Here is a 26,431-nt window from a genome sequence, read left to right on the forward strand (position 1 = left end):
TCGTGCTCGCTTAGCTTTTTACTGAGCTTTCAGTATTTTTTACTTGAGCATCAATGGTGCGAGGTTCATTTAAAGGTGTCGCAGCTTCTTCTTCTTTCATTGATTTTTTGAAATCTTTGACTGCACCGCCAACATCTTTACCGAGGTTTTTTAGCTTCGATGTACCGAACAGTAGAATCACTACAATTGCAAAAATCAGTACGTGCCAAATTGATAAACCAGCCATCTTTCTATTCCTATAAAACTTTGGATATATCTCAACAGCTTGGCATGACAACGATGTGACATTTATATTGCAGTTTTAAGACAACGCATTTACCCAATGGTAAATAGTGCTAGCATAAGCAACATATCAAGACATGATAAAAACAGATCGACATGACCTTTATTCTCCCCATCAGTGCCTTTATCTTCGGGCTGTTGCTTGCTCAATTCAAAGTCGCGGAACAGGCGAAGAAAATCTTAGCTTCCTTATTGGCACGGTTATTCATTCCTGTGGTGATCATCTACAACATGGTATTTTATCAGGCGGGTAGCTTTGCACTGATGGGATTTAGTTTTATTACATCGATTCTTCTATTTTATGGTTTTTTCTACTTCTCAAAGGATCGCTTACAAGCGCTCTGTGTAAGTTATAGCAATATTGGCTGGCTGGGTTTTCCATTTGCCATCGCCTTATTTGGTGAGCAGGTCAGCGGTGCCATGATCGCGCTGTATATTGGGGGGGCGCTGTTTGGCAATATATGGGCAGTGTCTGCTGTTTCTGAAGCACCAACGAATTATTTATCGACATTGCAAAAAGTTCTTAAGTCGCCACCAGTATTGGCCTTGTTTGCAGCCCTGATTCTATGGCTGGTGGGTATTCATCGTTTGCAGGATAATTTTGTTCTAGAGGGGCTGTATGATATTGCCAAATTTGGGATGAGCTTTGCGGGCATGTGTATTTTAGGTATGTGGCTGAGACATACTCGGGTGCATAGGGCTGATTTGTGGCTGAGTACTCGAACTTTAATGTTCAAAATCTTGTGTGGCATCATAATTTGTACGTTGAGCTATTATTTTATTGCGATTCCGCAGATTGAATCATTGCTCCCAGTTTTGTTTTTCCTATTTTGTTTACCACCCGCCGCCAATATTGTCGCTTTGGAAACCCATTATCAAGGTACGGGGGTGTCAGCTCGCTATATTGCTGCGGGAACGGTTGTGAGCTGTGTGGTGATTGTAATCTATGGTCTATTGCTACATATAAAAAATGCCCTCATATAGGAGGGCACTTTAGGGTTTTAAACTAAACTTGCTTTAAACAGCTGCATGGCTTGACCACGATGGCTGATTTTATTTTTCTCAGCTTTGCTCAGTTCAGCACTTGAAACATTGAGTTCAGGCAGCCAAAACAGCGGGTCATAACCAAAACCGTTTTCACCACGTGCTGCCGCTAAAATCTCACCTTTCCAGATACCTTGGAAAATTTGTGGAAGTGGGTCTTCTGCATGGGTGACCAATGCCAAGACACAAACAAACATCCCTTCAATCGCTTCACCCTCTTTACGCAAAGGTGCAAGATCAGCCAACAATTTTTGGTTATTGGCAGCATCATGACCGTGTTCACCCGCATAGCGTGCCGAGTAGATGCCAGGCGCACCACCTAAGATCGGGACACATAGTCCAGAGTCATCTGCTAGCGCAGGTTTACCTGAAAGTTTAGAGGCATGGCGGGCTTTGATAATGGCATTTTCAACAAAGCTGAGACCGTCTTCAATTGCATCTTCAATATCGAGTTTGCCTTGAGGAATGATTTCAGTAGGAAGATTGAGTTGTTGAAAGAGATGTTCAAATTCGAGCACTTTGCCTTTGTTATTACTTGCAAGGACAAGGCTGCCTTGGTTGAGCCATGATTGGGTAGACATATCAGTTTCAGATCAATAAAAATTAAAGAGGATTTTAGGCAAATTTTATGAAAATAGATACCTTATACATACAGGTATGTCTATTCTAGAGAATTTGTTATGCTTAGGCTTGAAAGAACAAGAATAGAGGGGAAATGATGAGTCCAACCTTTTTACATGAATTGGCTATAGAGCAATTGCAGCATATGTCTCAGGAGGATATTGAACAGACGTTAAAAGCTGAACAATTGTATTGGGAGAATAAGCCTCAGACGCTTTACTATCTTGCTGTAAATGGAGCTAAAACAAAAAATGGTGGCTTGGTTAGAGCTTCTTATCATTATTACAAAATTGCAGGGATGTCGATTGCCCGTGTGGGTGATGATGTCATTTATATAGATGGCACAACGTCCAAAATTATTGCAGGTGCAGGGCAAGCATGTGTGCTTGATGGCGTGCCAGTTGCTTTGGTAGGGAGTCATTTAGAAAATGGTGATGAGATTATTGATAGTCCAAATACATCCGTTGCGATTCGTATTTTTAAAGATCAACCAAAAATTGATAACTTTCTAAGTTCTGATAAATCTATAAAGGACTAAATTATGGCAAAGGGTTTTGCGATTCATAATGCATTTACAGATCATGGTGGCATGATTCCAGCAACTCAAATGATGAGTTCTCAGCAGGGAAATTTATTTGTAAGGGCGGGAGATGGGCATCTTTGTCCTAAATGTAGATGCTGGTCTACAGTGATAAAAAGCCATGATCATGTCATTTTTGATGGTAAACCTGTCGCTTATGTCGGTGATAAGCTAACGTGTGGTGCAACCATCATGCCTCAACAAACACATGTTGTTGGGAGCAGTGGCTCTGGAAGTACTATAAGTACAGCAACATCATCTTTTGTAAATAATAAGCAAAATACTAAGGATAGTTTTGTTGACAATATAAAAAAATTTGAGATTGAGCTTACTGATATGAGAAGCTCTCCCTTTATTCCATTGGGTGTTTCTAAATTTAAAGATTTTACTTTTTTTGTAAATATTAAAAAGGGGACTTATGATGCTATTAGTTTAGAGGTTGAACATGAGGGAACATTTGTAGAAGTAAAAAAAATAGAAAAAATATTCACGGCTGGCCAAAAGGTAAATATTGACTGGGATGGTTTCTTAAATAATTTATATGATAGTAAGTTCTTTTTAAAATCTTTAGGAGTTAAATTTAAGCTGAAAGGTTACTCTTGTGGTTCTTGTCAATGTTCTGATGAGAAAATATTTCAATTTAAATATATTAGTAAAGACTGGATGGATGTAGTTATTAATAAGAAAAGTAATCACATTTTAATTAACTTAAGGGTAAATTTAACTGATGGTGGAGCAAGTGGACTGTTTAATGAGAGGTCAGTACCAGAAATTACAACTAAGTTGAATAAAATTAAACCATACTCTTTAAGAACGCGGTCTTTTTTACAATTGCAACAACTATCTTTGGATGGTATTAAGTATTATTGGAGCCGTAATAGTAGTCATCCTACAGGGAAATTTATTTCTATTAACAGTAAAAAATATGAGGTTTTCCTGAAACCTTCTTTATCTGATTCTAAGGCTATGCCTGAGATGAAGTTAACATATATTACAAATGTTAATCCTAATGACTTTATGTTTAGAAGTTCTAATTGGGCTTTGTCAAGAAAAACAGCATACGCAACAGGATATTTAAAACTAGAGAATGATTGGTATTTTTATAAGCATGAATATTCAGATAAAAAGTTTAAAGAAACAATTGCCCATGAGATTGGGCACGCGATAGTAGAAACGTATGCTGGGTTCAAAGAATCTATTACACATCATGGTTCGTCAGGTTATAACCAAAATCCAAAATCTGGAACTACTTATCCTCAATCTGGAGAAATTGACCTAATGAAATATGCTGAGACATCTCTTAGTCGGACACCTTATTGGGATACTCGAATGATAGCAAATGAAAATGATGTTATAGGACTTTTATTCATATCAGGAATTGCTAGAAAATGAGAAAAAGTATAATTGTTATTTTATTAATAGTGATTTTTTCAAGCGTTTCTTGTTCAAAGAAAACAATTTATCTGACCCCGGAAGTTACGGGGTATATCTATGATATTAATTCTAAAGAGCCTTTAGGTAACAAAAAAGGTTATATAAGCTTTTCATTACCTACTGGAAAAACTCCAAAACAATCATTAAAATCATCAGGTAAGTTTGTAATATACCCACTTAAAAAAGAATATTATATTTTTAAGCCAGATATAAGCTCTTACAAGGATGTTCCTTTGCAGATATATATATATATAGACGGTTATGAAGGGGAAATACTGGATTATTCAAAATTCTTTTGGAGGCAAGTTCCGAAAGAAAAAATAGGTTTTGATTCTTATAATAAAGTTGAAGTAGGTAAAGTATATTTGGATCCTGAGAAATAGACTTTAATTTTATTGTTATATCGAATTATGATTTTTATGTATATTATACAAAAGGCGATTTTGTAAGGTAAAGGTAGTTCAAACGACAAAAAATATCATTTTGGGAGTTAATGTAAATGAAAGCGATAAGTTTTCTGTTGGTTGTATTTTTGAGTTCTTTTTTTAAGTAGAAGCGAACTCAGTTCAATTAAAACCAAATGATTTTGCTTTGAAAGTTTGTCTGGATGATAATTATTAGAAAATGAAAGCCTATCAAAAAGAAAATTTAAGGGGCTATTCTTCATTTAATGTGGGGACACCTGAACAACAACTTGCTCTTTCAGACTTTGTTAAATCAAATACAAAATATTTTTATAAAGAAAATTTACCAATTTATATTGAGTCTAGCTCAGGAAAAGTAATACTTTTTTCCAAAAGTGTATGGAGTTTTATAAATCTGATAAATTATAAATTAAATTAGTTGAGTTGTTGATTTTAATATGGGTATAGTTGGTGTGGGTATCTATGATGAATGCTATTTGGAATTTTATCTTCACATCTAAACAATTAATTTTTGTGTATACGACTATGAAGATAATTTTTTTTGTATTTTGCATTACAGGGCTAATTGCTTGTACACCGAAAACTATTATTTAAAACCAGAGATATATGGGCAAGTTTTTGATATTAAAATAAAAAATCCTATTTCTAGTAGAGAAGGATATATCGGGTATAGCCTTAACGATGATACAAGTATTAAGACAGATGAGCATGGTCGATTTAAGATTACCCCTAAGGCTGAGTCTTATTATTTTTTTAGGCCGAATTTAAAAAAAATGTCCGCTAGCGCCCCACAAATTTATATTAATTTTAAAGGGTATCTAACAAAAACATATGATTATTCAAACGGGAAACCTCTTGACGCTATTAAAGAGAATCCTGGGGCGAGAATTTTGGAAAAGATAGATGTCGGTATCATCTATTTGGAACCAGAAAAGTAAAAGGACTTTGATCGAAGCGTTTAACACGAAACTGGAAATTAGATCTAAGCAAATAAAAAACCGACTTTCACAAGTCGGTTTTTTATATCACTCAATAGATCTAAATAAGATTATTGCGCTTGAATCCATTTATCAGCACGGTCACGTGCAGTACGAATCTGATCTTGAGTTAAGTTTGCAGCCAATGCGGTTTTCTTACCTTCAGAAAGACTGATCACTTTAGTATCCAACATGCCATCACGGGTTGAAAGCTCATACCACTGATAAGCACCAACAAAGTTTTTCTTCTGCTCTTCCATCATTGCGAGATTAAAGCTGGCACGGTTGTCACCATTGCTTGCTGCTTTCTCAAAATATTTACGAGCTAAAGCTTCGTCTTTCTTTACACCGATGCCATCTGCATACATGCGGCCAACATTCAATTGCGCCGCAGATAAACCTTGATCTGCTGCTGCCTTGAATAAAGTGAAAGCTTGTTTTTCATCTTTAGCCACTTCTTTACCAAACTGGTAACGGGTTGCTAAGTAAAACTGTGCCCCAGCTTGACCAGATTTTGCTGCGCTTTGCAATTCATTGATACCCATCACTGAATATCGCGCTGCCTGCGTTGCAACCGATTGAGGTTGAGCAACATAGTCAGCGTGCGCTTGTATACTGATCAGACCAAATAAAAATGTGCTGATTAATGTCTTTTTCATAGAGCGCTCACTCGATAAATTGCGACTTCACCAAATAGGTTCGGCATATGCTTACTGAGCATACTACCTTGTTGGTCACCATTAACGGCAAGTCGATTAATAATTTTAATCCGATTCTCAGCACATAAGGCTTCAAAGTCACGGAAAGTACATAAATGAATATTCGGGGTGTTATACCACATATAGGGTAAAGCTTCCGAAACAGGCATTTTCCCTTTCAAGGCAAGAAAAGAACGTGTCTTCCAATGCGCAAAGTTTGGAAAAGTAATAATGGCCTGTTTGCCGACACGCACCATATCACGAAGTAATACATCGGGTGCATCTACAGCTTGCAAAGCTTGTGCCATGACCACAGAGTCAAAAGACTGGTCGGCAAAACGGCTTAAACCTAGGTTTAAGTCCTGTTGGATAATATTTAACCCCCGACTGATGGCAATTGCAATCTTTTCTTGATCAATTTCTAGCCCATAGGCACGAATATTGTGCTGTTTGCTCATATGAGCCAGCAATTCACCATCACCACAACCTAAGTCTAACACGCTAGAGTTCGGGTTAATCCATTTTTCGGCGAGTCGTTGATCTATACGCATTAGTGCTGCTCCTGCGATGTCGATTGCAACTGTTGTTCTCCACCTAAAAATGCGCGTAGCGTTTTTACATACAGTGGAATAGGGAATAAGAACGAGTCATGGCCTTGTTCAGCATCAATATCTAAGTAGCTGACAGGCTTATGATTATCAATCAAAGCATCCACCAGTTCCTGAGAACGACTTGGGCTAAAACGCCAGTCTGTGGTAAATGAAATCACCAAAAATTGGCACTTCGGTTGACTCATGGCCTTCGTCAAAGAATGTTCATATTCACGCGAAGGGTCAAAATAATCCAAGGCCTTGGTCATAATCAAGTAAGTATTTGCATCGAAATTGCGGCTAAATTGTTCGCCTTGGTAACGTAAATAGCTTTCCACTTGGAATTCGACATCAAAACCATACATAAATTTTCCCGATTTTAAATCGCGACCAAATTTCTGTTTCATGGCTTCTTCAGACAAGTAGGTGATATGACCGACCATACGCGCCAAAATCAAGCCGCGTTTTGGATAACTGTCATTTTCCAGATAACGACCATGATGGAAATCAGGATCAGAAAGAATTGATTGGCGCGCGACTTCGTTAAAGGCAATATTTTGGGCTGATAATTTTGGTGCACTGGCGATGATGGCGCATTTTTGTAATCGGTCTGGATAATCCAAAGACCATTGTAAGGCTTGCATGCCGCCCAGTGAGCCACCAATGACAGAATACCAAACTTTAACGCCTAAACGGTCAGACAACATGGCTTGGGTTTTCACCCAGTCACGAACGGTAACGAGTGGAAAGTCTGGACCATAGGGACGATTTTCATTTTCAGGATTCGGTGAAGTAGGGCCAGTTGAACCACTGCATCCACCGATATTATTTAAGGAAACAACAAAGAAGTGATTGGTATCAATGGCTTTTCCTGGGCCAATACAGCTGTCCCACCAGCCAGCTTTCTTATCATCTTCATGATGATAGCCTGCCGCATGGTGATGTCCTGACAGCGCATGGCAAATCAGAATGGCATTGGATTGATCTGCATTGAGTGTTCCATAGGTTTCAACCATTAAATCAAAACGCGGCAATACGCGGCCACATTCAAGTTCTAAGGGTTGTTCAAACTGAAACTTTTGTGGTGTGACTACGCCCACTGAATCCGATGGAAAAGACACTGGAATGATTCGCCCTATAATAAATCATTAATAATAAAAGGATACCAATTCAGGTATCCTTTCAAAAGTCATTTTTTCTGATATTACAACTCAGCTTTACTGACGATTATGTGATATTTCACCTATCTAAACGGCTGCAGCAGCCACTTGATCGGTGGTTAATACCCCTTGTTCAATTAAACGATTGGTACATGCAATAATGGCTTCAATGGATGAGGTCACGATGTTGTCATGTACACCCGCACCAAATGCGCTCTTACCTGTGCCCTTCACTTGAAGCTCAATCAAAGCAAGTGCTTTGGCATTGGCACCTGAACTGATACTGCGCTCTTCATAGTTCACCACATCAATTGGTAACTGTAAGGCATTCAACATGGCTGAAATTGGGCCATTTCCTTCACCACGGAGACGTTGAATTTCACCGTCAATTTCAATATCTAATTCAATGATTTGTGTACCATTGATATCTGACAATTGATAATGCTTGGTTTGATAATGGCTATTCTTCACATGCACATAGGTATTTTCAAATAAGCTCCAGATTTCATGTGCACTGATTTCTGTACCATTTTCATCGGTATGTTGTTGTACGATCTGACTGAATTCGATTTGAACACGACGTGGCAAGGCAACGTTGTAGTTTGATTCCAATAAGTATGCGATACCACCTTTACCTGATTGGCTATTGACACGAATCACTGCATCGTAGTCACGGCCTAAGTCTTTCGGATCGATTGGCAAGTATGGCATATCCCATATTTCTTCGTTTTTCTGGAATTCGAAGCCTTTTTTAATCGCATCTTGGTGTGAACCAGAGAATGCAGTAAAGACTAAATCACCTGCATATGGATGACGAGGATGAACTGGTAAACCTGTACATTCTTCAACTGTTGCAATGATTTCATTGATATTTGAGAAGTCCAAGTTTGGTGCAACACCTTGGGTGTACATGTTCAAGGCAATCGCAGCAACGTCCACATTACCCGTACGTTCACCATTACCAAATACACAACCTTCAACACGGTCAGCACCCGCCATAATCGCCAATTCAGAGGCAGCGATACCACAACCACGGTCATTATGACAATGCACAGAGATAATCACGCCATCACGACGTGCTAAGTTACGGTGCATCCATTCGATTTGATCGGCATAGACATTCGGCGTAGATACTTCCACAGTTGCAGGCAAGTTCAAGATCACTTTATTGGTCGCTGACGCTTCCCAGATTTCAGTGACCGCATCACAGACCTCTTTGGCCACTTCTAATTCAGTTGCAGAGAAACATTCTGGGCTGTACTGGAAAATCCAGTCTGTTGCAGGGTATTGCGCTGCATATTCTTTGACTTTGCTTGCCGCATTCATGGCAAGTTGTTTTGAGCCATTGGCATCGACATTTAATACTTTCTGGCGGAAAGTTGGAGAGTTTGAATTATAGATATGCACAATGGCACGTTCTGCACCGATTAATGCTTCAAAAGTACGTTCAATCAAGTGATCGCGTGCTTGAACCAAAACCTCGATATAAACATCTTCAGGAATCAAATCCTCTTCGATCAATTTACGAGTAAAGTCGAAGTCAATTTGAGAGGCAGAAGGGAAACCAATTTCAATATGTTTGAAGCCAATTTTAACCAACATGTGGAACATTTTTAATTTTTGATCCATATCCATCGGTTCAAAAATCGCTTGGTTACCGTCACGAAGGTCGGTACTCATCCAAATCGGCGCTTGATTGATTTCATTGTTCGGCCATTGGCGATCTGGTAAATCCACTCGCTGGTACATACGGCGGTATTTTTTGCTTGGGTCAGCCAACATCATGAGATAACTCCTTGTCGTAGCATGGTTGCTGAGTCAAATTAAAAGCAACGTGCTACAGATATATATGGTGTCTATAAGAATTAATTTAAAGCGAATTCGGGGATCGAGCGCCTAAAAATGTAGGCGAAAAAATTTATACGCGCGCGAGGCGCAGCATCAGAAGAAGAGCAGCGAGATGTTTTGTATGAGACGGGTGGGTAAAGCCGCGATTTGTTTTCATCATCTACCATTCATATGGGGTATTTAATTTTGCAGTTATATTAATCATCTAACGATACTCAGTCTAGGCGAAAATACAGACGACTGCAAAGGTCTATAAAACATTTTAATTTGAATGAATGGAAAATATTTCCCTAATTTTTGCGCTATTTTATATTTGGTGAGAAAAAATTCCCACAATTTTATTAATTGGAGATAAAAAAATTAATTTTATCTCTTTAATGTGAAAAGTGTACGATTTAGAGCTCAGACCACATGCGAATCAGGTTATGGTAAATATTGGTGAGTTTCATCACTTCTGGATAGGCATCGCCATGAGCTGTACGTAATGCACGGATACTTTCATCTAAAGTGAATAGCAAATGGCGTTTACTGTCATCTCGAATCAGGCTTTGTACCCAAAAGAATGACGCGAAACGGCTTCCAGTACTAATGCTGCTGACTTCATGCAAACTGGTTGATGGGTAAAGCACCACATCACCAGCAGGAAGTTTAATCTCATGATAGCCATAAGTGTCTTCAATCACCAATTCACCACCCTCATATTCTTCTGGTTCACTTAAGAATAAGGTACAGGAGAGGTCGGTACGAATTTGCTCAGAAGTTCCTCGAATCAGGCGAATCGAGTTGTCGACATGAAAGCCAAAATTTTCAGATTCATCGTAACGATTAAATAATGGCGGGATGATTTTATGTGGTAATGCAGCAGCTTGGAATAATGGATTTTGCCAAATCGCTTTAATCACGATATCACTAAGTGCATGAGTGAGTGGATCTTGTTCTGAGAGTTGCTGGTTTTTTTTCACGGAAGCGGAAAGAGTTCCTGCAGTGATTTTTCCACCCACCCAATTTGCATCTGCCATCAAGCGACGGAATTCTGCAACTTGTTCTTTCGTTAATACATTGGGAATATGATGAATCACTGTGGACACCTTTTGAGTATTTGCTTCATATGTAAAAATAGCCTCATGTCGAGGCTATTTTATACGAACTGAGTTTAATTCCATAAATATTTTATGGATATTGACTTAGTATTTAAAGTTAATCGCCAAGACAGCATTACGACCATTACCTTCAAAGGCATAATGTGCTGCATGTGCGCTGGTGAAGTAACGTTTATCACCAATGTTGTTTACATTGAGCTGAACATTCACGTTTTTATTTACATCATATTTTGCCATCGCGTTATAGATGGTATAAGTCGGTAAATATTTTGGTGCAGTAGTGTTTACAAAAACTTGATCACGATATTCTGCGCCAGCGCCTAAAGTTAAGTTCGGTAAAACGCGATAAGTTGACCACAACGTTGCGCTGTTTTTGGCAACGAATGGCAGTGGTTTCCCTTCTTGAGCAACAGCATTATAGGCTGCTTTAGTGATTTCACTGTCTAAGTAGCTATAGCCCGCAGAGATATCCCATTTGTTGGTAACTTTGCCGTTTAAGCTGACTTCAAATCCATCCACTTTACTTTCACCAGCATTGGTTGTGGTTGTCGGATCAATTTGAATACGTGTATTTTGCTTTTCAGTACGGAAAATTGCCGCCGTTAAATTTGCACGGTCATTGAACAAGTCCCATTTGGTTCCGATTTCAAAAGTACGTGCTTCTTCAGGTTTCAGGTTATTCACAATATCCGTTGTACCTAAAGCGTTATCGCTGCTATCGCCTTCAGCTAAAACACCCACTGGGTTTGCAGAGGTTGCATAACTTGCATAGATGCTACCTGCTTCAGTTGGCTTAAACACTAAACCTGCTTGGTAAGTGAAGAAATCTGAATCGCTTTCGTATTTTGTTCCTTTCGGAATGGTAATGGTTGAGTTATAAGCTCCACCAGTTGCACCGTAGACGTCTTTATTGTATTTCTTCTCGGTTTCAAATTTATCCCAACGTACACCTAAGTTAAGTAACCACTGTGGATTAAATTCAATGCTATCCAAGGCGTATACAGAAGCAGTACGGCTACGTGTAGTTGATTGCCCTTTGATACTTCCCATTGTGTCGTTAAACAGACCATTACCAGGGTTATTTAAACTGGTACACCAACCGTTTGCCATTGCAGCAGTTGAATTACAACCACTGACATTAGATGCCAAAATAGTTGATGTGGTTTGACCCGCAGCATTGGTAAACGTATGCATACCTTGGTCAGTATTTTGATAGCTCCACTCAGTACCCACATTAAATGAATGTTTGAATGCACCAGTATTGAATTTACCTCTTAAAGACAACTGGTCGCTATAAGCATCGGTATCCAAGATACGGCTTAAAGCACGACGTGCAACTGTACCACGGTAAATATTCCCATTTGAGTCATCAGCATTGGTATACACATAGTCTGACTTTGACTTGTTGTAAGTTGCCACGTTTGACACAGTTAGATTTTCATTAAAATCATGTTCTAACTTAAATGTACCAATATGGTTTTCACGTTTGTCAAAATCACGATCTTTCCAACCATAGTAAGTCCCAGCTTTGACACTCACAGGGCGGCCATCACCTGGATTAAGCGTCACACCAGCAGGGGCGCGGGTTGGATTATTGAATGGAATTCCTGCATCTGGTTCGTCATTGCTACGCAGGTAGTAATAACTTAATGTGCCACGAGTTGCTGTATCTAGACCAAAAGCAAGGCTTGATGCGAGACCTGCACGGGCAAACTCTGCACCATTGTGTTGGCCTGGTTTTTCATTTTCATGTCCCATCACTACGACACGACCTGCAACACCATTGCCAAAATCTTTATTGGCATCAAGTTGGATATGGCGATAGTTATCGGTACCGCCTTGGATACTGCCCTGATAGACATCACCTTGATGCGCCACTTTAGGCACGAGGTTGATACTACCACCCACACTACCGCCACCACCGAGGGTAGAAGAAGAGCCTTTAATGACTTCAACTTGTTCAATCGCAAACATGTCGCGGCTTTGTGAAGTGGTGTTACGGACGCCGTCTACATAAATAGAAGATTGGCCGCTATAACCGCGAATATAAGGCATATCCGTAAATGGTGTACCACCTTCACCGGCACCTAAAGTGATCCCTGGTTCATAACGAAGTGCTTCAAGCAAGGTATTTGAGTTGGTATCTTTAATTAATTTTTGCGACAGAATTGAAACTGATTTTGGCGTGTCTTTCAGTGGAGCAACAAATTTTGCATTTGCAGATTGATCTACTTTTAAAGACTCTTCTTGAGCAGCATGCGCATGAATGGTTGGAAGTTGAACTGCCTGATCCTGAGCAATCGCTGGTACTGCAATGACTGAAAGTGATGATGCAATTGCAGAAGAAACGAGCTTCTTCCGTGATTTAATAAAAGACATGGGGCACGCCTAAGAGTGTAAAAATTTATGCAAAGAATAATCATTCTTATTTTTATATTCATTTGTTTAGAATTGGTTTTTTCAATTGTTTCTAATTATTACAATGGAAAGTTTAATAAATTTCTGACCCTTATTGTTTAATATTGTTGTTAATTTGTTGATTTTTTTACTTAATCTATAAAAACGATTGTGTTTTAAATATTAACTATAAATTTTGATGTTATGGTTTTTATCATTTTACTGAAGTTTTATTTATATGATTTGTCTTCGAAATGTTGAAAGTTTCTGAATATCAATTTGTTAAAGTCAAAATAATTAAAAATTTGATCATTGATAAATATAGTCTTGATTGATGTCGTTTAAACAGGGTGTTCCCATCAATGCCATAGTGATTTCGAATTCTTCCTTGATGATTTTAAGCACATGCGCCACACCTAAGGCCCCAGCAGTCGCTAAGCCATAGATATAAGGACGGCCAATCAGTACCGCGGATGCCCCAAGCGCGATTGCTTTAAACACATCTGCACCACGACGAATTCCACCATCTAAAAGTAGAGGATAATTGGCAGGAACAACGGCTCTGATTTTTTGCAGCGCAATTAATGGCGAAATCGTGGTATCCAGTACTCGACCTCCATGATTAGAGATAATTAAACCTGAAATACCGTATTTGACCGCTTTCTTGGCATCGGCAGGGTGCAATACACCTTTGAGGATTACGGGCAGTTTGGTATTTTTAATCAACCACTCAATATCTTCCCATTTGGGTGCCTTTTTCATGAGACCTTGAAAAATAGGGTGTTCGTCTGCAGCCAAATTACCAATTTCTACATTGGTCAGTGCATGTGGATGTGGCATCTCATTGGGAAGTTGAAAGAAGGTTTTACGCTCTCGATCACGGATGCCTGTATGTGGTGCGTCGATTGTAAGGACGATTGCTTTGTAATTGTGTTGTTCTGCAAGCTGAATTAATGCTAAAGATTGTTCTCGATCACCTTGCCAATACAGTTGAAACCATTTGTAAGGATTTTCTTTATTCAGATCCCTCATATTGGTATTAGTCAGCGTACTCAGGACAAAGTTACTTTGCATCAATTCGGCTGCGAGTGCTGTGGCGTGTTCAGCTTGAGGGTGGAAAAGTGCCTGATGCCCAATGGGGGCAAGAAAAATTGGATGAGGGTAATCCATGCCAAATAAGTTGAGCTGAGTATTGCCCTGTGAAAAATCATTTAAATGACGTGGAACAAGATGAACATCTTGAAATTGAAGCTGATTCTCTTGCACGCTCAGTTCATGCATGGCACCGCCTTGTAAATAATGCCAAGTTGCTTCTGCCAAATGTTGCGAAGCTTGTTGTTCATAATCCGCTACGGTTTGTAGATGCGCTGGGATTGTGGTCAATGGGGGAAGAGCTGACATCAGAAGACTCCCCATTGTCTTAATAGGTTGTGATAATGACTGGTTAAGGCAACCACTTCCTCGGTGTCGCCAAGCTGTTGTCTTAGTTTTAGAATAGTCATATCTAAATTAAACAGCATGGTTCGTTGCCAGTCATCTTTCACCATACTTTGAATCCAAGTGAAAGCAGCAATTCGACTGCCTTGAGTGACGGGTTCAACGCGATGCAGACTTGTTGACGGATATAAAATCGCATCACCGGCATCCAGTTTCACTTCGTGGCTGCCATAGGTATCCTCAACAATCAGTTCACCCCCTTGGTATTCATCGGGTTCAGATAAAAAAACCGTAATGGAAACATCGGTGCGAATCATTTGTCCTGTTTGTGCAGAAGCCTGAACAGCACTATCGACGTGGTTGCCATAATTGCCCTGATTTTGATAGCAATTAAACATTGGCGATAAAATATGTTGGGGCAGGGCCGCTGAACGTAACAGTAAATTGTGTTGTAAAGCATTTAGAACAAACTGACTTAGGGGTTGATACACATCACTTTGTACGTCAATTTGTAAATTCTGTTTAGTTTTCTGCGCTTGCACCCCAGCACTTTGAGCGCCATTGACCCATGCTGAGTTTGACTGCATTTGTTGGCGTAGTTCTAACACTTGTTGTTTACTGAGCAGCTCAGGGATGTGCAACATCATATTTAAAACCTTTCAAAAAAGTACAGCCTGTCGAAAAAGTATAGCTTTTCTGACAGGCTGAGTTCATCTATTCAATCTTCAAATTTGATTGAATTATTTAGAACTTATAGTTGAACGTTAACGCTGCTGAACGAGGTTGACCGAGCACAAAACGGCTACCACCATTGTTCAATGCGCTGATGTAGTCCTTATCTGCCAAGTTGTAGACATTGAGATTAAGCGATGCATTCTTGTTAAAGCTATAACCTGCCATGGCATCAAAGACCACATAAGATGGGACTTTTGGCATATTGGCTGGCGCAGTGCTGTCGGTAATGACACGTTTTTGTTCATCTACATAACGTGTACCAAGACCTACTTTAAAGCCAGCAATGTCATAAGTGGTCCATAATGAAGCAGTCCATTCAGGTGACCAGCGCACAGAGTCGGTTACGGTTTTATCTCCAGCATCATTGAAGCTAATTTGCTCCTTTTGCTTTACTTTCATGTGGGCAACGCCCGCAGAAATGTTCCATGCATCGGTAATTTGACCCACGACTCCTAGCTCAACACCATTAACTTGTGTTTTACCTTCTTGAATTGATTCTTTGGTAATTGGGTCTTGCGTAAACTGGTTTTCGTTTTCTGTGCGATAGACTGCACCAGTTAATGCCAATTTATTTTTTAACACATCCCATTTTGCACCTACTTCATAGTGGTGAGTTTCTTGTGGTTTTGAACGTGAATTATTGGCAGCTTGAGTACCTGAAGTAGCTGCAGATAAACCAAAATTAGCACTGCCAGGAGGTGTAAGCGATTTAGCATAAGAGGCATAAACGCTACTGTTTTCTGTTGGTTTAAATAAGCTGCCCAATTTCCAGCTCACTAGAGTGTCATGTGCTTTTAAATCTGTTGGTGTTTTTGTTACAACGCCAGTCGATGAGTTGGTTGCAACTGTTAGTGCTTCATAGTCTGTATGATAGTAATCTACACGGACGCCACCATTAAATTGCAAGCGGTTGTTTAATAATTTAATCGTGTCAAATAAATAAGCTGCGGCTGTATTGGTTTCACCATCCGTATATGCACCTGTATAAACAAGTTTAGGCATAACATCATAATGATTTGGATTGTATAGGTTTGCCGGTTTTGTTGATGGAGCAGGAATTTGTCCTGGTGCCTGAGTTGATAAGGTGCGTGAAATTTGCTGTTCTTGTAAGAATTCTAAGCCAGCAACCAAATCATGCTCTATAACACCAGTTTTAAAATTTAGGTTGAGTGATGAGGTATTGGCAAGAATTTTATTTTCTTGATCGACCCCTTGATGCGAACGGGAAACAGTCCAGTCATTTGGATTATCTGATTGCTGTGCAGGGGTGGTATTTGGGATTGTTCGGCTTAGGCCATTAATACCAGTTAAGGCACGATTCATTTGTGACTTACCATAACGCGAGGTATTGGTAAATCTGATTTTATCGCCAAAATCACTCTCAATTTTAGCAGTGACCATATCTGAGCTAATGTCTTCATAGTCGTTGACACTGCCATAGTAATTTGAGCGATCAACTTCTTTTGCACTATTTAACTTTGCATCAGCATTGTAGAAGCCTTTCATTCCGACTGTAGGAATACCACCATCAGGAATATTATTTTGGCGAACATGCTGAGAATAGAGATAGAAACGCGTATCTGTATTGAGACCGAAAGCAATCGAGGGAGCAATTGCCCAGCCATTATTTTCTAAAACATCTCGTCCTTCAACGCCGCCGTCTTGCCCCATGACATTTAAACGAACAGCCGTGCTTTCGTTAATGGCTTGATTGATGTCTGCAGTTAAGCGTGCATTTTCAGCGGTATTATAACGTGCGGAAACTTCACGGCTACTTTCAGCTTTCGGTAACTTTGTGACTAAGTTGATATAACCTGATGCTGCACCACGACCTGCTTCAGAGCCAGAAGGGCCTTTTACAACTTCAATTTGTTCTAAGTTAAATACATCACGGCTAACCGCACCCAAATCACGAATACCATCGACATAGGTCGATGTCTGGGTAGAGAAGCCACGCATTTGGAAGGTGTCACCTGCGCTGGTATTACCATTCTCACCCATTTGTAGGGTGATACCTGGGGTATTGCGTAGTGCCTCCATTAATGATGCAGCACCTTGTTCCTGTAACAGTTCTTTTTTGATGACTTGTACAGTTTGAGGTGTATCGAGTAATGGTTGTGTATATTTTGGAGAGCTTACTGCATCTACTTTATAGGTGTTTTCTGCATTCACTTCGATTGTTGGAAGCTTTGCCACACTTTCTTCTTTAGGGGCGGCATGCGCTGCTAAAGGAAGACTTGCTGCAAGCGCAACTAAAGGTGTAGCACGAAGATGTTTACGACTTTTGATTTTTGCCATTGAGAGAACCCCTGAAATTGAAGTGTGAATGACAGAACTTTCAACCTTATAAAACTTTTACAAAAAAGAAGTAAAAGCGAATGAATTGTTAAGCTATGTAACAATTTGTGTGAAGTCTATTGATAATTATTATCGTTATCAATAGCTTTTAATATTGTATAAAGAGCTGTATATATTTAATTTATTGAAATATATTGATATTTAATGAGATTGGTATTTTTGATTAATAATTGGACGAAATGATAATGTAGTGATGGTTATATTTAATCTATTGATATATTTGATTTTACATAAGTTTTTATAAAAAATTGTGCTGTATAGAGAAGGTATATCAAAATTATGTTCTTGGAAAAGTTTTAAAGGAACTTTTGAGTTCATTGTTATTTTGGGGGCGTATAAAAAAACCTGCATATGCAGGTTTTTTTGAAGCTTAATCAATATTCAATTAGAAGTCATACGACACTGATAACCAGAAGTTACGACCTGCAAGATAAGTGCCCGACATTCCTGAGCCAATCATCATATAGTCATAATAAGAGGCTGGATTTCCGTTTGAATCAGTATATGAACCATTGCTGGTGAAGTCTTTGTCGAGCAAATTATTCACTGCTCCATTAAAGCGTAATTGATCATTCACACTATAGCTTGCGCCTAGGTTGAATAAGTTATAACCCTTTAACTTGTTGTTGGTTGCATTGTAAATAATAGCGGCATCACCTGTAGTTTGTACGCTGTCGTAGCGTTTACGCTCAGATTTATACTCATGTTGTAACCATAGATCAAATGCATCGTTAATATGCCAAGTTGAGGTCATATTAAATGCATTTTTAGGGACGTTGCTCAGATATGAACCTTTATTCTTACCTTTGGTAATTTCGGTTTCCATATAGGTATATGCCGCTTTGATATCCCATTCAGGAATAATGCTGTATTTTAAGCTGAGTTCAACACCTTTGGTTTCGGCTTCGTCTGCATTAATTTTTTGTGCAAAAGTATCTTGTTGGGTGATATGTGATCCATAACTTACACAACCAGGACGGTTTGGGGTTTCTCCATAAAAACAGTTTAGTAATTCAGGCCCGTCAGTAATCAGATTCTTAATTTTATTAAAGAATGCTGTGGTGGTCAGATCGAGATTACCATTGTTATAATTGAAGCCAAGTTCATAGTTGGTTGACTCTTCAGGTTTTAGGTTCGGTGAGCCAATGTTAAAAGATGTACCTTGCCCACTAATACTGATAATGCCATTGTGAAGATCTTTTGCTGAAGGGGCTTTATAACCTGTGCTCACGCCACCTTTAAATGTAAGTTCGTCATTTGCATTCCAAACTAAGTAGGCGCGTGGACTAAATTGACCACCAAAACCCGAGTGATCTTCATAACGACCTCCAAGGGTAAAACCGAGGTTGTCGAGAATACGCCATTCATCTTCTGCATAGATAGAGAACGAGTCTTTCTTGAATGTCGCGCCAATGCCTGCAATATCATCTGCAATTTTAGCTTCTTTATATTCAGCACCAACAGTGAGTTTATGATCTGCAATTGGCATCACAACATGTGAGTCAGCGACGAAATCGGTATTCTCTAGTTTACGATCAGCACCTTCTGAGGCATTATTTGGAAAGGTTCTAAATGGAACAGTACGTCCGATAGTCTCTGTTTTCGTTTTACTAATATAAGATGACCACTGACCAAAATTATAATCACCGTCATGACCAATGGCTATTTGGTCACGTTTAAATTCTAATTTATCTTTATAGCCTGTAGCAGCAAGTCTTGAAGCACCTCGCGGTATTGTAGTCCAGTCTTCTGTACCTAAACGATTATCATCATTTTTATAGGTTTGGCTGGAGTGGAAACCATCAACCCAAAAATTATTTTGCTCATTTAATTTAAAGGATAGTTTTCCACCGACATCGTAGATATCTGCTTCACTTGGGCGTGGATCACGACCAGAGGTACCGGGAATTCGTTCAGATTTTTGACGATCTAAGTAAGAACCACGTAGCTGTACGCCTAGCTTGTCTTGAATAATCGGACCATTGACTACGACACTGGTTTTCCATGAGTCGGCTTCGCCACCATGTTCCATGACATTGCCACTGACGGTGACATTGCCATTCCATTCATTACTAATTTTCTTGGTAATAATGTTAATTACACCCCCCATCGCTTCTGAACCATAGCGCGTTGCCATTGGTCCACGAATCACTTCAATTCTTTCGATTGACGCGAGTGGAGGTAAGAAACCATTTGCAGATTCACCAAAACCATTTGGGGTGACATCTGAAGAGGTGGTTTGGCGACGGCCATCAATCAGAATCAGGCTGTATTCACTGCCTAAGCCACGCATTTTAATATTTAAACCCGATGTTTTTCCAATACCGTCACGGATATCAATGCCTGGAACATCTGCGAGTAGATCAGCAATGCTGGTTGCATTTTTCTTTTCAATATCTTCTTTTGTGACCACGCTAATCGAAGCGGGTGCATTTTTAATATCTTGTTCAAAACCCGCGGCTGATACAACAATCGTTGCAAGTTGATGGGTATTGGTATTTTCAGATGCTGTCGTTGTTTCTGCAAAAACAGATGTGGTCATCGCCCCGAGTAATGCGAATGAAAGAGGGTGCAAATTAAATTTACTCATAACTAGAGTTCCAAAGCTGGACGAGAAAAATAGAACAACTGTTCAAAAAGAATGCAAAGTATAGTGATAATACTTATCACTAACAACAAAAAATAACGTTTGTTTTAAGATTCATTTAAGAAAACTATGTTTTTGGCTAAAATGAGAAATATATTTGCTTTTTTAGCATCCGATTTTGTATATCCAGAAAGTTGTCATATAATGTGGCACTTTAAAAATTGTTATTACTAACTAATATCGAGGAAGCCATGCAAGTAACGACTGAAGCGGTTTCGGGCGTTGCCCGTCGTTTAAATGTTTCTGTACCGACGAGCCGTGTTAACGAGCAGTTTGAAGCTCGCTTACAACGCACTGCCAAAACTGTGAAGATCAACGGCTTCCGTCCAGGTAAAGTGCCTTTGAATGTTGTTCGCCGTGAATATGGTGCGGGCATTTATCAAGAAGTTGTGAATGACATCATTCGTGACACCGTATTTGAAGCAATTCAACAAGAAAAAATCAATGCGGTCGGTATGCCGAACATTGAGAAAGTTGAAAACAAAGATGATGCTTTAGTTTTTGAAGCAACTGTAGAAGTTTATCCAGAAGTTGAAGTGAAAGCTTTTGCTGACTTGGAAGTTGAGCGTAAATCATCAGAAATCAACGACAAAGACGTTGATGTCATGATCGAGAACTTGCAAAAACAACGTCAAACTTGGGCTGTGACCAAAGGTATGGCGAAGAAAGACATGCAAGTGACTTTCGACTTCGAAGGGACTGTTGATGGTGAGAAGTTTGAAGGCGGCGCTGCTGAAGACTTTAAACTTGTACTTGGTTCAGGTCGTATGATCCCTGGTTTTGAAGATGGTATCGTTGGTATGAAAGCTGGCGAAGAGAAAGTGATTGATGTGACTTTCCCTGAAGATTACCAAGCTGAAAACTTAGCGGGTAAAGCGGCTCAATTCAAAATCACTGTGAAGCAAGTTGAAAAAGCAAAACTTCCAGAAATCGATGCTGAATTCTTAAAAATCTTTGGTTTGACTGAAGAAGAAGGCTTAGACAAGTTAAAAGCTGACGTTCGTAAAAATATGGAACGTGAAGTTCGTAACGGTCTTCGTAACCAAGTTAAACAAGCTGCATTTGATGCACTTGTTGCTGCAAACGAAATCGAAGTTCCAGCTTCAATGGTTGCTCAAGAAATTGACCGTCAACGTCAACAAATGATCCAACAGTTCACTCAACAGTTTGGTGCTCAAGGTGCAGGCGCATTTGACAGCAGCATGCTTCCAGATGAATTGTTCAAAGAACAAGCTGAAAAATCAGTGAAGCTTGGCGTATTGGTAAGCAAAGTATTGGCTGATGCTAAACTTGAAGTTGACCAAGCACGTGTTGATGCTTACATCGATGACATGGCTTCTTCTTATGAAGATCCAACAGAAGTGGTTGAATACTTCAAAAATGATAAGCAGCAACGTGCTCAAATCGAAGCTGTAGTGTTAGAAGACCAAGTGGTTGATCACATCTTAGCTGCGGCTAAAGTAAGTGATGTAGCGATCAGCTATGAAGACTTATTAAAAGAACAACAAGCTCGTCGTGGCTAATCTTTTAAAAAGTTGATTCAAGAAAAAGGCGCTTAATGCGCCTTTTTCTTTTAGGCTTTGCTCCACTTTTATTGATGCATTTTGTGATCAGCCAAAACATCGCGGAAAGTGCTGCAAAGCCTCTGTTATGAAAGTGTTAATTTAATTCGAAATTGCCAGATTTTAGTCTAAAAAATCGAATATTTCAGATTGAACCTTTTGCAATTTCATTGATTATCCCTCATATTGTTGGCATAGATCGAGTCACAATAATTTAGGAATAAGTAAACGTATGTATGTTCCAACAATTGAAAATGCTTTAGTTCCTGTTGTCGTTGAACAATCATCTCGTGGTGAGCGTTCATTTGATATTTATTCACGTCTATTACGTGAGCGTGTTATTTTCTTAACGGGTGAAGTTGAAGATAACATGGCGAACTTAATCGTTGCGCAGATGTTATTCTTAGAAGCAGAAAATCCAGAAAAAGATATTCATCTCTATATTAATTCACCGGGTGGTTCAGTGACTGCGGGTATGGCGATTTATGACACCATGCAGTTTATTAAACCCGATGTTGTGACCTACTGTATGGGGCAAGCGGCATCAATGGGCGCGTTCCTATTGAATGCAGGTGCAAAAGGCAAGCGTTATTGCCTTGAAAATGCACGTGTCATGATTCACCAACCACTAGGCGGTTTTCGTGGTCAGGCGTCTGATATCGAAATTCACGCACGTGAAATTTTGTTTATCAAAGAACGTTTAAATCGTTTGATGGCTGAGCACAGTGGTCAAGATTATGAAACGGTTGCGCGCGACACAGATCGTGACAATTTCATGACTGCACAAGCAGCCAAAGAATATGGTTTAGTTGACCAGGTACTAAGCAAACGTCCGTAATTTTTAGGACCTAAGTTTAAGATTTAAGTTGTGGAGTAAATATGTCCGAACATCCTCAAGGACAAAAACATTGTTCATTTTGTGGTAAAACGCAATCTGAAGTTGGAAAGCTGATTGCAGGTGAGGACGCATATATTTGTAATGAGTGTGTAGATGTCTGCTTGGACTTGGTTCAAACCAGTCAACAAGTTGAAGCAGGGGATTGGGCGACCAAAGCCTTGCCGAAACCACATGAAATACGTGCTGCCTTAGACCAATATGTGATTGGGCAAGATGTTGCGAAGAAAACCTTATCGGTTGCAGTATATAACCATTATAAACGTTTGAAAGTGGGTCAGTCGACTCATGGGCATCAAGAAATTGAAATTGCGAAAAGTAATATTTTGCTGATCGGACCTACGGGTTCAGGTAAAACATTATTGGCGCAAACACTGGCTCGTTTGCTCGATGTGCCTTTTGCGATGGCAGATGCAACCACCTTAACCGAAGCGGGTTATGTGGGTGAAGATGTTGAAAACATCGTGCAAAAATTATTGCAAAAAGCCGATTACGATGTAGAGAAAGCACAAAAAGGCATTATCTACATTGATGAGATTGATAAGATTACTCGTAAATCTGAAAATCCATCGATTACCCGTGATGTGTCAGGCGAAGGCGTACAACAAGCATTATTGAAAATGATTGAAGGTACGGTTGCGTCTATTCCACCTCAAGGTGGTCGTAAGCATCCACAGCAAGAATTCATCCAAATTGATACAGCCAATATCCTGTTCATTTGTGGTGGTGCATTCTCTGGTTTGGAAAAAATCGTACAGCAACGCCAAGAGAAAGGCGGGATTGGTTTCACTGCAGATGTGAAGAATAAAGATGACAGTAAAAAAGTCTCTGAATTGTTCCGTCAGGTTGAAGCAACCGACTTGGTTAAATTCGGTTTGATTCCTGAATTTATCGGTCGTTTGCCTGTGATTGCAACTTTAGAAGAGCTGGATGAAGAAGCGTTGATGCAGATTCTGACCGAACCTAAAAATGCATTAACACGCCAGTATCAGTACCTGTTCACCATGGAAAATGTAGATCTGGTCTTTGATGAGTCTGCATTACGTGCCGTGGCGAAGAAAGCGCTTGAGCGTAATACTGGTGCGCGTGGTCTGCGTTCTATTCTAGAAAATGTGTTACTGGAAACCATGTATGACTTACCAAGTCGTACTGATGTGGGAACCGTGATTGTGGATGAGGCTGTCATTAATGGCACGGCTAAACCAACATTTAAAGCAGAGCGTTTGCCACAAGTCGGTACGCCAGAGCTGACTGAAAAGAAGGATTTGAAGGTGATTGATTCTAAATCAGCTTAATTCTCATTCATCTAAAAAAGCATGAAAGGCTTGGCTTTTCATGCTTTTTTTATTTGCAATTAGGCGTTGAGGTGTTAATCTTAAAAAATTGAAAAAATGTGCATAGTTTTGCGCGGTTAAAAATAAATCCAAGAAAACGCCTTGAGGGATGTCATGCGTTATTTAATATTGTCATTATGTTGTGCAGGGGTGTTGGCTGGCTGTCAAAGTCATAAGACAGTTGAAAATCCAACCGCACTGACTGCAACACTACCCCCAGTTGATACAGCAAAAGAACCAGGTTTATTGGATCAATATCATGTTGGTGGCTTTAGTGTAGGTGGCTGGGTCAATCAAAAGTTAGGCCAATATTACGCACCAATTAAACCGCAAAATGAACAAGCTGCGGTGGTCTATTTATATCGTCCAGATACGCGTTGGAATCGTCAAGAGATTGCAGCAGCCAATTTATTTATCAATGGGCACCGTATTCCGAGTTTATTGCATAATCACTATTATTGGCTGGAGCTTCCTGCGGGCACCTATCGCCTGAGTGTGAGTCGGCCCTTGGCAGGATTGCATTTCCAGAAGCCTAAATATTTAGACTTTACGGTCGATGCTGCACAAACCTACTTCATTAAATATGATGAAGAAAATAAGATTTCACGTAGTGAGCACACGGGCCCATTTATGATTACACCGGATAAGGTGGCACATCAAGAAATTGCCTTTACCCGATTAAAATCATCGAGCTATAACTTTGTGGCTCAGGATGCTTCAGGCAAAGTTCGTTCCAAACCACAAGAGTTAAAACCAGCCAAGTATGATGAAAAATCAGAAGTACATTTGGTTAAGCCATTTAAACTCTGGAATCCTTTAACTTGGTAGACGAGAAGAGCTATTGGCTTATTCTTCCTGCATCAACGGTTGGATAATAGTGAGGAACTGCTGTTGCAGTTTCGAACTTTGCTCGGGGTCATTTAAGGTTTTTTGACTGAGATTATTCATATACTGAAAAACATTGGTGCTGATCTGCATGGTCTTTTGGTTGATGGATTGGCCTTCAGGTGTTTTTAAAAACTTTAAATAAGCCTGCACCTCTTCTTCACTAAGCGCGTCGGCATAAATTTTCTCAATTGCCTGTAGCGTTTCAGGACGAGCAAATACCTTGGAGCTGGTTTCTTTGAGTAGTTGACTCAGTTCTAAAACGGCGAGGTGCTCTTGAGTGGTGGTTAATTTTTCTTTTCCGAGTACCCGCAATAGAATATTTTCAGCTTCGAGGTCAAGTGTCGGTTGCATTTCATCAAGTGACGTATTTAACACATGTTCAAGGTCACTGAGTTTAATCAGTTCCTTGACTGATTTACTCTGAGCTGGGGCAGCAAAAGTACTTTGCATACTACCGAGAAGGCACAGTCCAATGACCAAGCTGAACATTGATTTATTCATCTGTCTATCACCTTATTCTTCTCATCATTTTTTATAATTTAGCAGAAGCTATAGGCAAAAAAATAGCCGAATACGATGATTCGGCTAGGTGAATTGTATGAATATTATGATGCCGTGAAATTGTTGACGAGAAGCTTAATAAGCGGGATATTTAATTGAGCATAAAATGAAGCCACCATTTTAGTCAGCGTGTATATTACCGTTATTTACTTTTTCTTTCTGTTCAAACAGAGGCATAAGAATCTTTTCGATTTTCTGATTAACTTCTTTTTGGATTTTTGGGTCCTGCATCATTTGACTCGACATCTCCATGCTATTTTGCATAATTTTACTCATCAGCAAGCTATTTTTCTTATTGATTGATTGTCCGATAGGCGTTTCAAGAAATTGAATATTTGCTAAAACTTCTTCTTCTGTAAAAGTTTGCATATAGGTATTTTTCAGCATTTGCAGAAACTTTGGATCAGAGATGAGTTTATTGCTAAACGATTCAGTGACATCCGCAATTTGATGCGCGGCTTTTTTCTGTTCAGCATTCAATGTTAATGTGTTGAAGATTTTTTTGAGCATCTCTTCCGCTTGCTTATCGTAAACGGGGCGCATTTCTTTTTGAGATTGAGCCAATGTTGCTTTTATATCACTGAGTTCCATTGCTCTTTCTACGGAAGTGCTGGTGGCAGGTTGAGCAAAAATAGAAAAACTGCAGACAGATAAGAGGATGCAACTGAGTGTTTGATTGAATTTTTTCATAAGATATTGAGTGATCTTTAATCTAAGAATAAGAGTGTTCTGAGTAAAAAATACTTGATATTGGATTCTAGCATGTTGGAGTGGAAAAGAATAAAGGCTCAGTGATTCGCGTTTTATAGATCTACAAAAGAATAGGTCGCCAATATGCTTTTCATAGGTGATCTTGCC

Annotated in this window: 23 protein-coding genes and 1 pseudogene; 10 read left to right on the plus strand and 14 right to left on the minus strand. The window is 39.4% G+C overall.

What is annotated here, in order from left to right; all coding sequences use genetic code 11:
* Positions 1-10: 10 nt before the first annotated feature.
* On the minus strand, positions 11-226 hold the full coding sequence (gene tatA, locus NG55_RS11535; protein WP_004678519.1) for a Sec-independent protein translocase subunit TatA: 216 nt from the start codon (positions 224-226) through the stop codon (positions 11-13).
* A gap of 152 nt (positions 227-378) precedes the next feature.
* Here tatA and NG55_RS11540 point away from each other — a divergent pair, with 152 nt between their 5' ends.
* Positions 379-1,266 (plus strand): AEC family transporter, encoded by an 888-nt coding sequence (locus tag NG55_RS11540; RefSeq protein ID WP_065343308.1) that lies wholly within the window; start codon positions 379-381, stop codon positions 1,264-1,266.
* 17 nt (positions 1,267-1,283) lie between these two features.
* On the opposite strand, the gene rdgB is transcribed toward NG55_RS11540, so the two are convergent.
* Positions 1,284-1,907, minus strand: coding sequence for an RdgB/HAM1 family non-canonical purine NTP pyrophosphatase (gene rdgB / locus NG55_RS11545; RefSeq protein ID WP_065343309.1), 624 nt, complete (start codon positions 1,905-1,907; stop codon positions 1,284-1,286).
* 134 nt (positions 1,908-2,041) lie between these two features.
* On the opposite strand from rdgB, the gene NG55_RS11550 reads away from it, so the two are divergent.
* From NG55_RS11550 to NG55_RS11570, 5 genes and pseudogenes are all read left to right on the plus strand, one after another.
* Positions 2,042-2,485, plus strand: coding sequence for a PAAR domain-containing protein (locus tag NG55_RS11550; RefSeq protein ID WP_065343310.1), 444 nt, complete (start codon positions 2,042-2,044; stop codon positions 2,483-2,485).
* 3 nt (positions 2,486-2,488) lie between these two features.
* Positions 2,489-2,762 (plus strand): annotated as a pseudogene (locus NG55_RS21280) (PAAR domain-containing protein); the annotation flags it as partial.
* A gap of 1,153 nt (positions 2,763-3,915) precedes the next feature.
* Entirely contained in the window at positions 3,916-4,344 is a 429-nt protein-coding gene (locus tag NG55_RS11560; protein ID WP_065343311.1) for a hypothetical protein, read from the plus strand.
* 241 nt (positions 4,345-4,585) lie between these two features.
* Positions 4,586-4,804, plus strand: coding sequence for a hypothetical protein (locus tag NG55_RS11565; RefSeq protein WP_065343312.1), 219 nt, complete (start codon positions 4,586-4,588; stop codon positions 4,802-4,804).
* A 151-nt stretch (positions 4,805-4,955) separates the two neighbouring features.
* The gene (locus NG55_RS11570) at positions 4,956-5,324 is read left to right on the plus strand and encodes a hypothetical protein (RefSeq protein WP_228704181.1); all 369 of its coding nucleotides are present in this window, start codon (positions 4,956-4,958) and stop codon (positions 5,322-5,324) included.
* A 110-nt stretch (positions 5,325-5,434) separates the two neighbouring features.
* Here NG55_RS11570 and NG55_RS11575 read toward each other — a convergent pair whose 3' ends face one another.
* The 10 genes from NG55_RS11575 to NG55_RS11620 all read right to left on the minus strand — a co-directional run bounded on the left by NG55_RS11575 (position 5,435) and on the right by NG55_RS11620 (position 20,276).
* The gene (locus NG55_RS11575) at positions 5,435-6,022 is read right to left on the minus strand and encodes a tetratricopeptide repeat protein (RefSeq protein WP_004657807.1); all 588 of its coding nucleotides are present in this window, start codon (positions 6,020-6,022) and stop codon (positions 5,435-5,437) included.
* Positions 6,019-6,612 carry a methionine biosynthesis protein MetW gene (gene metW / locus NG55_RS11580; RefSeq protein WP_016651551.1) on the minus strand — a complete coding sequence of 198 codons (594 nt, stop codon included), beginning with the start codon at positions 6,610-6,612 and terminating at the stop codon, positions 6,019-6,021. Before metW ends, NG55_RS11575 begins: the two co-directional genes overlap by 4 nt.
* Positions 6,612-7,772, minus strand: a complete 1,161-nt coding sequence (metX, locus tag NG55_RS11585; RefSeq protein WP_065343313.1) for a homoserine O-succinyltransferase MetX — start codon at positions 7,770-7,772, stop codon at positions 6,612-6,614. The genes metW and metX overlap by 1 nt, the downstream gene beginning before the upstream one ends.
* Positions 7,773-7,898: 126 nt before the next feature.
* Positions 7,899-9,596 carry a 2-isopropylmalate synthase gene (leuA, locus tag NG55_RS11590; RefSeq protein ID WP_065343314.1) on the minus strand — a complete coding sequence of 566 codons (1,698 nt, stop codon included), beginning with the start codon at positions 9,594-9,596 and terminating at the stop codon, positions 7,899-7,901.
* A gap of 458 nt (positions 9,597-10,054) precedes the next feature.
* Positions 10,055-10,738, minus strand: a complete 684-nt coding sequence (locus NG55_RS11595; protein ID WP_023271299.1) for a Fe2+-dependent dioxygenase — start codon at positions 10,736-10,738, stop codon at positions 10,055-10,057.
* Between the two features lie 105 nt (positions 10,739-10,843).
* Complete coding sequence (locus NG55_RS11600; RefSeq protein ID WP_065343315.1) at positions 10,844-13,138, minus strand: TonB-dependent receptor; 2,295 nt, start codon at positions 13,136-13,138, stop codon at positions 10,844-10,846.
* Positions 13,139-13,465: 327 nt separating this feature from the next.
* Complete coding sequence (locus NG55_RS11605) at positions 13,466-14,557, minus strand: alpha-hydroxy acid oxidase (RefSeq protein ID WP_141669899.1); 1,092 nt, start codon at positions 14,555-14,557, stop codon at positions 13,466-13,468.
* Complete coding sequence (locus NG55_RS11610) at positions 14,557-15,240, minus strand: Fe2+-dependent dioxygenase (RefSeq protein WP_065343317.1); 684 nt, start codon at positions 15,238-15,240, stop codon at positions 14,557-14,559. The genes NG55_RS11605 and NG55_RS11610 overlap by 1 nt, the downstream gene beginning before the upstream one ends.
* A gap of 97 nt (positions 15,241-15,337) precedes the next feature.
* Positions 15,338-17,626, minus strand: coding sequence for a catecholate siderophore receptor Fiu (locus NG55_RS11615; RefSeq protein ID WP_065343318.1), 2,289 nt, complete (start codon positions 17,624-17,626; stop codon positions 15,338-15,340).
* Between the two features lie 445 nt (positions 17,627-18,071).
* Complete coding sequence (locus tag NG55_RS11620) at positions 18,072-20,276, minus strand: TonB-dependent receptor domain-containing protein (protein WP_065343319.1); 2,205 nt, start codon at positions 20,274-20,276, stop codon at positions 18,072-18,074.
* A 248-nt stretch (positions 20,277-20,524) separates the two neighbouring features.
* On the opposite strand from NG55_RS11620, the gene tig reads away from it, so the two are divergent.
* The 4 genes from tig to NG55_RS11640 all read left to right on the plus strand — a co-directional run bounded on the left by tig (position 20,525) and on the right by NG55_RS11640 (position 24,952).
* Positions 20,525-21,856 carry a trigger factor gene (tig, locus tag NG55_RS11625; protein WP_023271306.1) on the plus strand — a complete coding sequence of 444 codons (1,332 nt, stop codon included), beginning with the start codon at positions 20,525-20,527 and terminating at the stop codon, positions 21,854-21,856.
* A 271-nt stretch (positions 21,857-22,127) separates the two neighbouring features.
* Positions 22,128-22,733: an ATP-dependent Clp endopeptidase proteolytic subunit ClpP gene (gene clpP, locus NG55_RS11630; protein WP_004877521.1), complete on the plus strand. Its 606-nt coding sequence runs from the start codon at positions 22,128-22,130 to the stop codon at positions 22,731-22,733.
* Between the two features lie 41 nt (positions 22,734-22,774).
* A complete protein-coding gene (gene clpX, locus NG55_RS11635; protein ID WP_016541515.1) occupies positions 22,775-24,085 on the plus strand; it encodes an ATP-dependent Clp protease ATP-binding subunit ClpX in 1,311 nt (436 codons plus the stop codon).
* A 153-nt stretch (positions 24,086-24,238) separates the two neighbouring features.
* Positions 24,239-24,952 (plus strand): DUF2846 domain-containing protein, encoded by a 714-nt coding sequence (locus tag NG55_RS11640; protein ID WP_016541513.1) that lies wholly within the window; start codon positions 24,239-24,241, stop codon positions 24,950-24,952.
* Between the two features lie 18 nt (positions 24,953-24,970).
* Here the strand turns inward: NG55_RS11640 and NG55_RS11645 are convergent, their stop codons facing one another.
* Both NG55_RS11645 and NG55_RS11650 read right to left on the minus strand, forming a co-directional pair.
* On the minus strand, positions 24,971-25,513 hold the full coding sequence (locus tag NG55_RS11645) for a DUF2059 domain-containing protein (RefSeq protein ID WP_065343320.1): 543 nt from the start codon (positions 25,511-25,513) through the stop codon (positions 24,971-24,973).
* A gap of 180 nt (positions 25,514-25,693) precedes the next feature.
* Positions 25,694-26,263 carry a DUF2059 domain-containing protein gene (locus NG55_RS11650; protein WP_016660473.1) on the minus strand — a complete coding sequence of 190 codons (570 nt, stop codon included), beginning with the start codon at positions 26,261-26,263 and terminating at the stop codon, positions 25,694-25,696.
* Between the last annotated feature and the right edge of the window lie 168 nt (positions 26,264-26,431).

Source organism: Acinetobacter gyllenbergii (assembly GCF_001682515.1).
Classification (GTDB): domain Bacteria; phylum Pseudomonadota; class Gammaproteobacteria; order Pseudomonadales; family Moraxellaceae; genus Acinetobacter; species Acinetobacter gyllenbergii.